The sequence below is a fragment of the Novosphingobium aureum genome (assembly GCF_015865035.1).
Taxonomy (GTDB): Bacteria; Pseudomonadota; Alphaproteobacteria; order Sphingomonadales; family Sphingomonadaceae; genus Novosphingobium; species Novosphingobium aureum.
Genome location: NZ_JADZGI010000001.1, coordinates 966,252 through 978,497, shown reverse-complemented (window position 1 = coordinate 978,497; position 12,246 = coordinate 966,252). Strand labels below are relative to the sequence as shown.

Below are 12,246 nucleotides of genomic sequence, written 5' to 3'. Positions count from 1 at the left end.
GTCAGCGTGCAGCCGCGATCTCGCTTCGGGCGAGGTCGCGCTGCGCCTGATAGACCGGATCGGCCTGGAGCCGCGCGAAGGTCGCCGCCGCGATCACCCGCCCGGCGCGCGTATCGCTCATCCAGTGTACCCGGCAGATCACCCGGCTATAGCCGAAGTCGTAGCCGCGCTGGAGGATGACGTCCTGTCTTTGCGGGACGAGGTCGGTCAGCACCAGCGCCAGCATCCAGCCGATCGCGGTGTGTCCCGAGGGGTACGAGCCGTCCGACCGCAGGGCGGCCTCGTCCCCGGGGGTGCAGGTCTCGCTCTCGTGCTCGACGAAGGGGCGCACGCGCTGGTAGCGGTTCTTGGCGGCATAGGTCGCCATCGCCGCATCGGCCATCGCCCGGCGCAACAGCATCGCGGTATGGGGATGTGCCGCGTCGGAAAGCTTCGTCGCGACCAGCGGCTCGAAGCTGGCCACGACATGAGGCCATTCGAGATCCGCATCCGAACTCGCCAGCGCCCAGCGCTGCGCGCTTGCACCGAGCGATTGCTCGAAGGCCGCTTCGTCGGCCGCCTTCTCCGCGCTACCGGCTGCGGGCGGCGCGGGAAGCAGGGCAAGACTGTCGGGGAGCGCGGTGGCTGCAAGGAAACCGCGCGGCCAGGGCAGTTCGGGAGAGAGAAGCCCGACCGCCTCGACGCTTGTCGGTGGAGCCGGACTGGTCTCACTGGTCGTCGCGCAACCACTCGCAAGAAGCGCCAGTGCGGCGACCTGCGCTGAAAGAAGGCGTGCACGCACTCCTGCGGCCATGTTCCATCCCCTTGCCCGGGCCCGCGAAGGCGCGGGCGAGGAGACAGACTATCAAGTCATCGGGGCAACCCTATCGGGACTTACCCCGAGACCATGTCATGCTTGCGTCACGAAGCGCGCGGCGATCACACCGCGCCGAGCGCGTGGTGCCCGGCCTCGTCGGCATCGATCGGCTTGCCGGTCATCAGCTTGTACGTGTTCTTCAGCCCGAACTCGGAAGTCCAGACCTCGCCATCGGCGATGTCGAAGCGCAGCAGCATGACATCCGGGTCGTCCTTGCCGTCGGGGAACCAGGCCTCGACGGCGTTGTTCCACATGTCCTTGCGGCGCGCCGCGTCGGCTTCCTCGACGATCGAACCCGACAGGCAGGCGAAGACGTCGTGGCCCTTGGTCATGACCTGGCCCATCGCCGGACCGCCGCTGGCGATACGGTTGTCGCGCCGGGCGAAGAACCAGATCGTGTGGTGCGCGCTCTTGTCGAGCATCGCCGTCATCGGCTCGGCATGACCCGAGGCGCCCTGCAGCCGCATCATGATGAAGGGGCTGGAAGCAAAGGCCTTCCAGAAGGTTTCCTGAACTTTCTTGTCCACGGTGGCTCTCCTGTGTTCTTGGGGTGTACACAAGAGCAACGCAGGCCGCCGTGCTGGCGTTCCTGAATATCACGCGGCGCAACCGGAATGGCCGCCAATCCGGCCCCAATCCTGCCTACGCGGGCGCCCCTAGAGCGCGTCGAAGACGTAGCCCAGCGAGCGTACGGTGCGCAGCGGATTGCCAGCGCCCACACCCTTGAGCGCGCGGCGCAGGCGGCCGATCCAGACGTCGACGGTGCGCTCGTCGACCGGCGGCTCCTGCTTGCCGAGCGCGGCGATGAGCTGGGTGCGGCTGAAGACGCGCCCCGGGTGCTCGATGAAATAGCGCAGCAGGCGCAGCTCATTGGGCATGAGCGAGATCGGCTTGCCCTGCCAGCGCGCCTGGAAGGCGGCGACATCGACGGTGAGATCGCCCTGCGCGACCACCCTCACCCCGGCGCTGTCCTGATCGGAGAGGTTGGCGCCAAGCACCCGGTCGAGCAGCGCGTTGCGGGTCAGCGGCCCGATGACATAGTCGTCCGCGCCCATGCGCAAGGCACGCTTGCGATCCTCGAGATTGTCCTCCTCGAGCACCATGGTCACGTGGGCATGCGCGGTGAGCGCGTCGGCGCGCAGGCGGCGGCACAGCTCGAGCCCCGACATCTCGGGCAGGACCCAGTCGACGAAGATCCACAAGGCACCCTCGATGAGCGGCAATTCGGCGTAGTCGTCCCAGCGGTGCATGACGACGTCGAAGTCCCCGTGCCGGAACGCGGCAAGCCCGCCTGAAAGCTCGCTTGCCAGCAATATGTCGATACGCCGCATGGCCCCCCGTTCCCCGTTGGTGAGGCGGCTACTTGCAGCGCGAGTATGACGAACGGGTGACAATTCGGGGACTGTGAACGAGTTTTCGCATTTCCTTGAAAGACGACACTGTGGGTTGTCACAGGAATGACCCGCAACCGTCACTGCCGCGCAACGCGATTCTGCGAGAACTACTGGAGCGCAACTGGAACCGGGGACCCCAGGTGATGACCAGCGACGTAAGAGAACTGCTCAAGAACGCGGCCAATTTCGAGGCCGGCGCAATTCCGGCATGGCTCGACCTGCCCGACCCCAAGGGCTTTCGCCCCAAGCGCAAGTACGAGACGGTGTGGATCTCCGACGTCCACCTCGGCACGCGCGGCTGCAATGCCGAGATGCTGGTCGACTTCCTGCGCTCGATCGAATGCAGGACGCTCTATCTCGTGGGCGACATCGTCGATGGCTGGCGGCTGCGCAAGGGCTGGTACTGGCCCGACGCCCACAACGAGGTGATCCGCCGCATTCTCAAGATGGCGCACCGCGGCACCCGCGTGGTCTTCGTCGCGGGCAATCACGACGAGATGCTGCGCGACTATGCCGGCCTCACCTTCGGCGGGGTCGAGCTGGTGCTCGAGGCGGTGCACGAGACGAAGGACGGACGCCGCCTGCTGGTGACGCACGGCGATGCCTATGACGGTGTCGTGCTCTATCACAAGTGGCTCGCCTACCTGGGCGACCAGGCCTACTGCATGCTGCTGCGCGCGAACATCGTGTTCAACGCGGTGCGCCGCCGGTTGCGCCTGCCCTACTGGTCGCTCTCGGCCTACATGAAGAAGCGGGTGAAGAACGCGGTCGCCTATATCTCCAGCTTCGAGGAAGCGGTCGCCTCCGAGGCCACCAGCCGCGGCTTCGACGGCGTGGTCTGCGGCCACATCCACTGCGCCGAGATCCGCGAATTCGGCGGCATCACCTATTACAACGACGGCGACTGGGTGGAAAGCTGCACCGCGCTGGTCGAGGACAAGTCCGGCGCGATCTCGATCGTCGACTGGGTCGCCGAGACCGGCGGGCGCAGCGTGACTGAAGACAGCGTGCCGAGCGCCGTCCCTGCCCCGACACCGCTTCCTGCGCCTGCCATCCCGGACGTGCCAGCGGGAGTTCCGGCGTGAAGCTGGCGCTGGCGACCGACGCCTGGCTGCCGCAGGTCAACGGCGTTGTGCGCTCGCTGAGCGCCACCGTCGAGGAACTGGAGAAGCGCGGGCACTGCGTGGAACTGCTCACGCCCGACCGCTTCTTCACGCTGCCCATGCCCGGCTATGCCTCGATCCGCCTCGCCATGGCGCCGCGCTTCTCGGTGCGCCGGATGCTCGACACGGCGCAGCCGCAGATGGTCCACATCGCCACCGAGGGCCCGATCGGCTGGGCCGCGCGCGGCTGGTGCCTCTCGCGCGGCGTGCCCTTCACCACCGCATTCCACACCCGCTTTCCCGAATATGCCTCGGTGCGTACCGGGATCAGCGCGGAACGCTTCTGGCCGATCATGGAACGCTTCCACGCGCCCGCAGTCGCGGTGCTGGTCTCGACCCGGAGCCTTGCGAGCGAACTCGCCGGGCGCGGCATCGCTCACACCCTGAGCTGGAGCCGGGGCATCGACCATGCGCTGTTCCGCCCCGAAGGCGAAAAGCACCCGGCGATGGCCGAGCTGCCCGGGCCGGTCCTGCTCAATGTCGGGCGCGTTGCTCCCGAAAAGAACCTCGAGGCCTTCCTCGGCGCGCAGGTGCCCGGCACCAAGGTCGTCGTTGGCGACGGCCCCGCGCTCGAGGGCCTCAAGCGCCGCTATCCCGAGGCGCTGTTCCTCGGCCCGCTCGCGGGCGAGGCGCTCGCCAGCGCCTACCGTGCCGCCGACTGCTTCGTCTTTCCGAGCCTGACCGACACCTTCGGCCTCGTCGTCATCGAGGCGCTGGCTTGCGGCGTGCCGGTCGCGGCCTACCCCGTCACCGGTCCGATCGACATTCTCGGGCCCGACGGGCGCGGCGTCGAAAGCCCGCTCGAACATCCGGCAGGGGCTATCGACACCTCGCTCGAGGCGGCCATCGCGGCGGCGCTGCACGTCCCGCGCGAGGACGCGGCGGCGCTGGGCCAGCTCTACTCGTGGGAACGCGCGACCGACCAGTTCGAACGCGCGGTCGAGATGGCGCTGCGCACCGGCGAGGCGCCGCTTTCGAGCGCTGCCTGAGCGGCATTATGCTATTGCTACAAGGTCAGCAGGCGGCTTCCACAAGCTCAGCCTGAGCGGGTGTGCACATGAATGCCCTGCCTGCTCGCCGAGAAAACGACGCGGGCAGAAAGCCCTGCCCCGCTCACCCTGAGCTTGTCGAAGGGTAATCAGCACAGCAGAAGTCAATGGCGCACATCTGCCCGACGCAAGAAGGGCGCTACCCGGGCACCCTTCCAACTTCCGCATCGATCAGTTCACGTCCATGGCATAGCCCGCCGCACGCACGGTGCGGATCGGGTCGGTCTCGCCGTCGCGGTTGATCGCCTTGCGCAGGCGGCGGATGTGGACGTCGACGGTGCGTTCGTCGATGTCGGAGTCCATGCCCCACACGCCATCGAGGATCTGCTGGCGCGAGACGACGCGGTTGGGGCGCTCCATGAAGTAGCGCAGCAGGCGGAACTCGGTGGGTCCGAGGTGCAGCGCCTCGCCGCCGCGGCGCACGCGGTGGCTGGTGGCGTCGAGCTCAATGTCGCCCCACTGCAGCACCGAGCCTGCGAGCGAAGGGCGCGAGCGGCGCAGCATCGCCTCGATCCGGGCCATCAGCTCGCGCGGGCTGAACGGCTTGGTCATGTAGTCGTCGGCGCCAGTCTTGAGACCGCGGATGAGGTCTTCCTCCTCGCCGCGCGCGGTGACCATGATCACCGGGATTTGCGCGGTCTCCTGGTTCTTGCGCAGCTGGCGGCAGACCTCGATGCCGGGAATCTGCTCGATCATCCAGTCGAGCACGATCGCATCGGGAGCCTGCTCGCGCACCATCAGCAGTGCTTCCTCGCCGTCGCCGGTCGAGCGCACGTCATAGCCCTCGGCCGAGAGGTTCCAGGTCAGCAGTTCGCACAGGGCGACATCGTCTTCGACAACAAGCACGGAAGGATTCATCGTTGTCTTCCCTTGTCTTCAGTCCGCCCGGCGGATCGCTTGCCGGCGCTCAGGTGAGGTTTGCGGTATCGTCGGTCTGGCTGTCGCGCTCGGTGCAGTATTCACCCGTGGCGGCGTAGTAGACCATCTCGGCGACGTTGGTCGCGTGGTCGCCGATGCGCTCGAGGTTGCGCGCGATGAAGAGCATCTGCGCCGCGACCGTGATCGTCGCCGGGTTCTCCATCATGTGGGTCAGGAGCGAGCGGAACAGCGTGTTGTAGAACTGGTCGAGCTTGGCGTCGCGGCGGATCACCTCGACCGCGAGCTGCGCATCGCGCGAGCCGTAGGCGTTGAGCACGTCGCGCACCATGCCCTCGGCGATCTCGGCCATGGCCGGGACCAGCGTCACCGGCTCGATGTTCGAGGCCCGGTCGAGCGCGTCGATGCGCTTGGCGATGTTCTTGGCGTAGTCGCCGATACGCTCGATCACGCCCGAGATCTTGAGCGCGGCGATCACGTCGCGCAGGTCGTCGGCCATCGGCGCACGCAGCGCGATGGTGCGCACGGCGAGGCGGTCGACTTCGGCCTCGAGCGCATCGAGACGCGCGTCGGCGGCAACCACCTGGCGCGCGAGTGCGTCGTCGTGCTGGGTGAGCGCAGTGATCGCGTCGCGGATCGCCACTTCGGCGAGCCCGCCCATTTCGGCGACGAGACCGCGCAGCTGGCCGATCTCGGAGTCGAATGCCTTGACGGTATGTTCAACCATGCTGTCTGTCCTGTCTGTGCGGGTCGCCAGCCCCTGCTGGCGGCCCCTCCCCGGCTCAGCCGTAGCGGCCGGTGATGTAGTCCTTGGTGCGGCTCTCGCGCGGGTTGGTGAAGAGTTCGCTGGTGTCACCATACTCGACCAGGTTGCCCAGGTGGAAGAAGGCGGTGCGCTGCGACACGCGCGCGGCCTGCTGCATCGAGTGCGTAACGATGACGATCGCGTAGCTTTCCTTGAGCTCGTCGATCAGTTCCTCGATGCGCGCGGTGGCGATCGGGTCGAGCGCGGAGCACGGCTCGTCCATCAGGATGATCTCGGGGCTGACCGCAATGGCGCGCGCGATGCACAGGCGCTGCTGCTGGCCGCCCGAAAGCGCGGTGCCCGCGTCCTGGAGACGGTCCTTGACCTCGTCCCACAGGCCCGCCTTGGTCAGCGAACGCTCGACGATCTCGTCCATCTGCGCCTTGCTTTGCGCAAGCCCGTGGATGCGCGGGCCATAGGCGATGTTCTCGTAGATCGACTTGGGGAACGGGTTGGGCTTCTGGAACACCATGCCGACGCGGGCGCGCAGGGCCACCGGGTCCATCGCGGCATCGTAGATGTTCTCGCCGTCGAGCAGGATCTCGCCGGTCACGCGGGCGCCGACGATGGTGTCGTTCATCCGGTTGAGCGAACGCAGGAAGGTCGACTTGCCACAGCCCGATGGGCCGATGAAGGCCGTCACGATGCCGTTGTCGATGTCGATCGAGACGTTGTCGATGGCCTTCTTCTCACCGTAGAAGACGTCGACGTTGCGGGCGATGAGTTTGGGTTCGGTCATTGTCCTACCAGCGCACTTCGAACTTGTTTCGAAGGTAGATCGCAAGCCCGTTCATCGCCAGCAGGAAGACCAGCAGCACGATGATGGCAGCGGATGTGTTCTGAATGAAGCCCTTGTCGATCTCGTCGGACCACAGGAAGATCTGCATCGGCAGCACGCTGGAGGGGTCGGTGACCCCGCCCGGCGGCGTCGCGACGAAGGCGCGCATGCCGATCATCAGCAGCGGCGCAGTCTCGCCCAGCGCACGCGCCATGCCGATGATGGTGCCGGTCAGGATACCGGGCAGTGCCAGCGGCAGCACGTGGTGGAAGGTCGTCTGCACCTCGCTCGCGCCGATGCCGTAGGCGGCCTCGCGGATCGAGGGCGGGACCGCCTTGATCGCGTTGCGCCCGGAAATCACGATGACCGGCATGGTCATCAGCGCCAGCGTCAGGCCGCCGACCAGCGGCGAGGAACGCGGCAGGTTCAGCGTGTTGATGAAGACGGCGAGGCCGAGCAGGCCGAAGATGATCGAGGGCACCGCGGCGAGGTTGTTGATCGAGACCTCGACCACGTCGATCCACTTGTTCTTGGGCGCGAATTCCTCGAGGTAGATCGCGGCGAGCACGCCCATCGGGAAAGCGATGAGCAGCGTGATCAGCATCGTCAGCAGCGAGCCCTTGGCCGCGCCCCAAACGCCTGCAAGATCAGGGTTGGTAGAGTCGGCGCCGACGAGGAAATCCCAGTCGAGCCCGGACAGCCCGTTCTTGAGCATGATCACGAGGAGCAGCACGAGGAAGGCCATCGAGAGCACGATCGCGCCCAAGCCCATCAGCTTGAAGCGCCGCTCTGCCGCGTGGCGACGGGCGATGCGCCTCGCCGCTTCGGGCGACTGCCATTGGGGATTACTCATAAGCTTCCCGGAACCGCTTCACGACCCGAAGGGCGATGATGTTGAGCACGAGGGTGACGATGAACAGCACCAGCCCCAGCGCGAAGGCCGAGAGCGTCTTGGGACTGTTGAATTCCTGGTCGCCCGTCAGCAGCTGGACGATCTGGTAAGTGACCGTGGTCATGGTATCGAGCGGGTTCGCCGAGAGGTTGGCGGCGGCGCCCGCGGCCATGACGACGATCATGGTCTCACCGATGGCGCGGCTGATCGCCAGCATCACACCCGCGACGATGCCCGGAAGCGCTGCGGGCAGCAGCACCTTCTTGATCGTCTCCGAGCGCGTGGCACCGAGCGCGAGGCTGCCATCGCTCATCGAGCGCGGCACCGCGGCAAGCGCGTCATCGGCCATCGAGGAGACGAAGGGAATGATCATCACGCCCATCACCAGACCGGCGGCGAGCGCGCTTTCGGTCGAGGGATTTTCCATCCCCATCGAGGCGGCGAAGTCTCGGATCATCGGCGCGACGGTAAGCGCGGCGAAGTAACCGTAGACGACGGTGGGAATGCCCGCGAGGATCTCGAGCAAGGGCTTGAGCCACTTGCGCAGCGTGCTCGAGGCATATTGCGTGAGGTAGACCGCGCTCATCAGGCCGAGCGGGATCGCGACCGCCATGGCGATGATCGCGCCGATGTAGATCGTGCCCCAGAACAGCGGCACCGCGCCGAAGTTGTCCGAGATGTCCGAGCCGATGGCATTGCCCGGCGACCAGTGCGTGCCGGTCAGGAAGGCGATCGGGGAGACGTCCTTGAAGAACAGCCCGGCCTCGAACACCAGCGAGGCGACGATGCCGAAGGTGGTCAGGATCGCCATCAGCGAGGCGAGCAGGAGCACGCCCATGACCGAACGCTCGACATGGGTGCGCGCGCGGAAATCGGGGCGGATGCGCATGAAGCCGTAGGCGCCGCCGGCGAAGGCGGCAATCGCCACCAGCAGCGCGCCGATCAGGCCGAAGCGGGTCTGCGCGGCGCGCATCGGCTCGACCAGCGCCTGCGCCTGCGCGTTGAAGGCGATCGCGGAAGGATCGCCCGCCAGCGTGCGCGCCTCGGCGAGGATCGAGTTGCGGAACATGTCCTGCTCGGGCAGGCCCTGCGCCGCCGGGTCGGCGAGCACGGTGCCCTCGACGAGGCCGGGCATGATCGCCGACCACACGCCCCACACGAGGAGCGCGGGCACGACGATCCACAGCGCCATGTGCCAGGCGTGGTAGCCGGGCATCGAATGCATCGAGCCGCGGCCCTTGTAGAGCAGCCGGGCGCGCGCACGCGCCACGAACCACCCGACAAGGCCGAGACCGAACACGGCAATCAGGATGCCGGTGAGAATCATGTCCGCGCTGCCCCGGTCCGCTTACTTGAGCTCGGCGGGGTCGAGCGGGGTCATCGCGGCAATGATGTCCGCGTTCTTCTTGCGCACGTCCTCGGGCGAGATGACCATGCCCTTCTTCTTCAGGAGGCCGTCCTCACCCCAGGCCGCGGGCCAGGACTGGACGTATTCCTTCAGGCCGCGGATCGGCGCGAGGTGCTGCTTCTTGACGTAGATGTAGAGCGGACGGGCACCGGGGTACTCGAAGCTCGAGATGCTGGCGTAAGTCGGCTCGATGCCCGACATCGGGATGCCCTTGAGCACTTCGCCGTTCTCCTCGAGGAACGAGAAGCCGAAGATGCCGACCGCCTTGGGGTTCTGCGAGATCTTCTGGACGATCAGGTTGTCGTTCTCGCCGGCGTCGACATAGGGACCGTCCTCGCGGATCTGGTGGCAGGTCGCCTCGTACTTTTCCTTATCGGAGTCCTTGAGCGCCTTGGTCGCAGCGTCGGTCTTGCAGCCGGCCTCGAGGATCAGCTCCTTGAGCGCGTCGCGCGTACCCGAGGTCGAGGGCGGGCCGTAGACCAGGATCGGCATGTCGGGCAGCGAAGGATTGACGTCCTTCCAGGTCTTGGCGGCGTTGGGCTTGCCGAACGGATTGGCGGCGAGCGCCTTGTAGATGTCGGTCGGGGTGAGTGCCATGCCCGGGCCCTGCTTGGCCTCGGCGAAGGCGATGCCGTCGATGCCGACCTGGATCTCGACGATCTCGGTCACGCCGTTCTTCTGGCATTCCTCGAACTCGGACTTCTTGATCCGGCGCGAGGCGTCCTCGATGTCGGGATACTGTGCGCCCACACCGCCGCAGAACAGCTTCATGCCAGCGCCGGTACCGGTCGATTCGATCACCGGCGACTTGCCGCCCGAATCGCGGGCGTACTGCTCGGCCACCGCGGTGGCGAAAGGATAGACCGTGGAGGAGCCGACGGCGGTGACGTAGTCACGCGCACCGTTGGCGGAACCGCCCGAACCGCCGCAGGCGCTGAGCGCGAGGGCCGATGCCGCGGCGATGAAAAGAGTGCTGGTCGAACGCATGAAATAACCCCTTGGGTTGTAATCCGCCTTGCCCCCTATTGGCCTTGGATGACACTTCCATGACCGGTGGGTGACATAGTTTGTCGAAAGCTGCGGATTAACTCGTGAAACCTAGATAATCAGTCGAATTCCGGGTCTGGCGACGCGATGCGTCCGAAGCGGTCTGGGCTGGATGTCCTGGTTGCGTGTGCGTTTGCGCAGCCCGCCTCTAGGCGCTGCACGAAAGCGATGCAACCCGGACAAACCAGCGCATTAGATCAGGCTCACCCCGTCCGCCGGTCCCGGCGGGCCAAGGTCGATCAGAAATCGACCTGCCCGCGCACCGCGACGACGTCGACACCGTACGAGGTGTCGCCCGAGGCGGTCGGATAGGCGGCGTCCTTGTACTGCAGACGCGCATAGTTGAGCATCACGCGGGTATAGGCGGTCTGGGTCCAGATCAGCGAGAGCTCGTAGCCCGCCTGGGTACCGCCGATGATCCCGGCATCGGTCAAATCGAGATATTCGTAGCGGCCATTGATCTGGACCGCACCGATCCCGCCCGAGCCGACCGGGTTGGCCGGCTTGACGCGGTCGAAGGTGCCCGCCTTGTAGCCGCGCTTGTCACCCTTGGTCAGGAAGTAGCCTGCCTCGAGTGAACCGCCGAAGAAGGTCGGGTCGGCAAAGCCGGGACGGCTCACCTTCTGCACGTAGGTCTCGCCCGAGACGTGGAAGCGCCCGGCGATCATCGCCGCCTCGCCGCCGATGCCCAGTTCGCTGTCGGCGAGGAAAGCGCCGGTATCGACGAAGCGATCGCTCGACCAGTGCTCGAAGGGACGCTGGCGATAGCGCGTGACCGAGCCGACACCAGCGAGCTTGGCGTAGTGCAGCGAGCCACCGAAGTGGAGCTGCGCATCGCCCAGCTTGGGTGCGTAGACCGCACGGCCATCGAGGCTGAAGTTGCGGTTCGAAAGTGCCTGGATGTTGTCCGAGAAGACACCGCCCTGCAGCAGCAGGTCACCGTTCGTGTAGATGCCCGAAAGACCGAGGCGACGTTCGAAGCCGAAGGCGTCGGTAAAGGCGGCTCGCTCGATGAACGAGGTGTTGAGGCTGCTGGTCAGCTCTTCCAGACCCTGGAAGGTGTTGTGCTGGCCCGCGATGATCTCGAGATTGCCGCCCGCACCCAGCTTGCTCTCGTAGCTGAGAAAGGCGTCGGTGACGGTGACGTCGTTGGCGGCGAAGTCGGTCTCCAGCTTGTAGCCGAAACCACCGGGGACGGTGCCTTGCACGCGCAGGCGGGCGCGGCGCACCTCGCTGCCGAAACCGTCCCGACGACCGGTTGAACCCGGGAAACTGGTGAAGCCCGCATCGACGTTGAGGCGGCCACCGAGCTTGAAGCTGAAGCCGTCCTCGCTCTCGAACTGCGGCGCGCCCTTCCAGCTCACCTTGACCGGCGCGCCGGTCTTGGCGTCGACCAGCTGGGCCGTGGTGGCGGGCGTCGAGGAAGCGAGCGAAGGCGCCGAGGGCGTGGCCGCGTTGCTCGAGGGAGCAGCCTCGATCGCCGTAGTGGCGACGGCGGGTGCGTTGGCATTGGCCTGCGCAGCTGCGTTCGACGAAGTGACGACGACAGGCGCGCCGGTATTGGCCTGCGCGGCCTCGAGCTGGTCCTCGAGCGTGTCGATGCGGCTCTGCATGGCCTGCATCTGCGCGCGCATTTCGGCCAGCTGGGCCTGGATTGCAGCGTCATCGCCAGCGGCCATGACCTGATTCGGGAGCAGCATTGCGACCGCGACGGCGACCGAAGCCGTTGAAATTCGTACGGTGTTTTTCACTCTGACAGTCCAGCCTTATGAAGCTTTGTTGACGACGGAGCGACGCCAGTATGACTGGCAAATGTCAGTTTGATGACGTTTCGTGCACGGTACGTCCAACCGACCGGAAGTGATGCAAAATCATTTAGCGATACTGTCGCACGCACGAATCTTGTTCGCGCACCTCTGGACGATGCGCAGGCTTCGCGCGCCCTGACAGCCAGTGCGATTCGCCCGATTCGACCGAT

At 66.2% G+C, this 12,246-nt stretch carries 12 protein-coding genes; 2 read left to right on the top strand and 10 right to left on the bottom strand.

Annotated features, from left to right (window positions below; all coding sequences use genetic code 11):
* Window position 1: 1 nt before the first annotated feature.
* The 3 genes from I5E68_RS04650 to I5E68_RS04640 form a co-directional block, all read right to left on the bottom strand.
* A complete protein-coding gene (locus I5E68_RS04650) occupies window positions 2–793 on the bottom strand; it encodes an acid phosphatase (RefSeq protein ID WP_197161219.1) in 792 nt (263 codons plus the stop codon).
* A gap of 125 nt (window positions 794–918) precedes the next feature.
* A complete protein-coding gene (locus tag I5E68_RS04645; protein WP_197161217.1) occupies window positions 919–1,383 on the bottom strand; it encodes a pyridoxamine 5'-phosphate oxidase family protein in 465 nt (154 codons plus the stop codon).
* Window positions 1,384–1,512: 129 nt separating this feature from the next.
* On the bottom strand, window positions 1,513–2,187 hold the full coding sequence (locus I5E68_RS04640) for a response regulator transcription factor (RefSeq protein ID WP_197161215.1): 675 nt from the start codon (window positions 2,185–2,187) through the stop codon (window positions 1,513–1,515).
* A gap of 206 nt (window positions 2,188–2,393) precedes the next feature.
* Between I5E68_RS04640 and I5E68_RS04635 the strand changes: the two genes are divergently transcribed.
* Together I5E68_RS04635 and I5E68_RS04630 are read left to right on the top strand one after the other, a co-directional pair.
* Window positions 2,394–3,335 carry a UDP-2,3-diacylglucosamine diphosphatase gene (locus tag I5E68_RS04635; RefSeq protein ID WP_197161212.1) on the top strand — a complete coding sequence of 314 codons (942 nt, stop codon included), beginning with the start codon at window positions 2,394–2,396 and terminating at the stop codon, window positions 3,333–3,335.
* Window positions 3,332–4,402, top strand: a complete 1,071-nt coding sequence (locus tag I5E68_RS04630) for a glycosyltransferase family 4 protein (protein ID WP_197161210.1) — start codon at window positions 3,332–3,334, stop codon at window positions 4,400–4,402. Before I5E68_RS04635 ends, I5E68_RS04630 begins: the two co-directional genes overlap by 4 nt.
* 231 nt (window positions 4,403–4,633) lie before the next feature.
* On the opposite strand, the gene phoB is transcribed toward I5E68_RS04630, so the two are convergent.
* From phoB to I5E68_RS04595, 7 genes are all read right to left on the bottom strand, one after another.
* Window positions 4,634–5,320, bottom strand: a complete 687-nt coding sequence (phoB, locus tag I5E68_RS04625) for a phosphate regulon transcriptional regulator PhoB (RefSeq protein WP_197161208.1) — start codon at window positions 5,318–5,320, stop codon at window positions 4,634–4,636.
* A 49-nt stretch (window positions 5,321–5,369) separates the two neighbouring features.
* On the bottom strand, window positions 5,370–6,065 hold the full coding sequence (gene phoU, locus I5E68_RS04620; protein ID WP_197161205.1) for a phosphate signaling complex protein PhoU: 696 nt from the start codon (window positions 6,063–6,065) through the stop codon (window positions 5,370–5,372).
* 55 nt (window positions 6,066–6,120) lie between these two features.
* Window positions 6,121–6,882, bottom strand: coding sequence for a phosphate ABC transporter ATP-binding protein PstB (gene pstB, locus I5E68_RS04615; RefSeq protein ID WP_197161202.1), 762 nt, complete (start codon window positions 6,880–6,882; stop codon window positions 6,121–6,123).
* Between the two features lie 4 nt (window positions 6,883–6,886).
* The gene (pstA, locus tag I5E68_RS04610; RefSeq protein ID WP_197161199.1) at window positions 6,887–7,774 is read right to left on the bottom strand and encodes a phosphate ABC transporter permease PstA; all 888 of its coding nucleotides are present in this window, start codon (window positions 7,772–7,774) and stop codon (window positions 6,887–6,889) included.
* Window positions 7,767–9,140 carry a phosphate ABC transporter permease subunit PstC gene (gene pstC, locus I5E68_RS04605; RefSeq protein WP_197161196.1) on the bottom strand — a complete coding sequence of 458 codons (1,374 nt, stop codon included), beginning with the start codon at window positions 9,138–9,140 and terminating at the stop codon, window positions 7,767–7,769. The genes pstA and pstC overlap by 8 nt, the downstream gene beginning before the upstream one ends.
* Before the next feature lie 21 nt (window positions 9,141–9,161).
* On the bottom strand, window positions 9,162–10,208 hold the full coding sequence (locus I5E68_RS04600) for a substrate-binding domain-containing protein (RefSeq protein ID WP_197161193.1): 1,047 nt from the start codon (window positions 10,206–10,208) through the stop codon (window positions 9,162–9,164).
* Between the two features lie 299 nt (window positions 10,209–10,507).
* The gene (locus I5E68_RS04595) at window positions 10,508–11,968 is read right to left on the bottom strand and encodes a porin (protein WP_197164551.1); all 1,461 of its coding nucleotides are present in this window, start codon (window positions 11,966–11,968) and stop codon (window positions 10,508–10,510) included.
* Between the last annotated feature and the right edge of the window lie 278 nt (window positions 11,969–12,246).

Excerpts from the sequence above, each read along its gene's own strand:
- I5E68_RS04650 (WP_197161219.1), bottom strand. The coding sequence starts at position 793 with ATGGCCGCAGGAGTGCGTGCACGCCTTCTTTCAGCGCAGGTCGCCGCA.
- I5E68_RS04640 (WP_197161215.1), bottom strand. The coding sequence starts at position 2,187 with ATGCGGCGTATCGACATATTGCTGGCAAGCGAGCTTTCAGGCGGGCTT.
- I5E68_RS04635 (WP_197161212.1), top strand. The coding sequence starts at position 2,394 with ATGACCAGCGACGTAAGAGAACTGCTCAAGAACGCGGCCAATTTCGAG.
- phoB (WP_197161208.1), bottom strand. The coding sequence starts at position 5,320 with ATGAATCCTTCCGTGCTTGTTGTCGAAGACGATGTCGCCCTGTGCGAA.
- phoU (WP_197161205.1), bottom strand. The coding sequence starts at position 6,065 with ATGGTTGAACATACCGTCAAGGCATTCGACTCCGAGATCGGCCAGCTG.
- pstB (WP_197161202.1), bottom strand. The coding sequence starts at position 6,882 with ATGACCGAACCCAAACTCATCGCCCGCAACGTCGACGTCTTCTACGGT.
- pstA (WP_197161199.1), bottom strand. The coding sequence starts at position 7,774 with ATGAGTAATCCCCAATGGCAGTCGCCCGAAGCGGCGAGGCGCATCGCC.
- pstC (WP_197161196.1), bottom strand. The coding sequence starts at position 9,140 with ATGATTCTCACCGGCATCCTGATTGCCGTGTTCGGTCTCGGCCTTGTC.
- I5E68_RS04600 (WP_197161193.1), bottom strand. The coding sequence starts at position 10,208 with ATGCGTTCGACCAGCACTCTTTTCATCGCCGCGGCATCGGCCCTCGCG.
- I5E68_RS04595 (WP_197164551.1), bottom strand. The coding sequence starts at position 11,968 with ATGCTGCTCCCGAATCAGGTCATGGCCGCTGGCGATGACGCTGCAATC.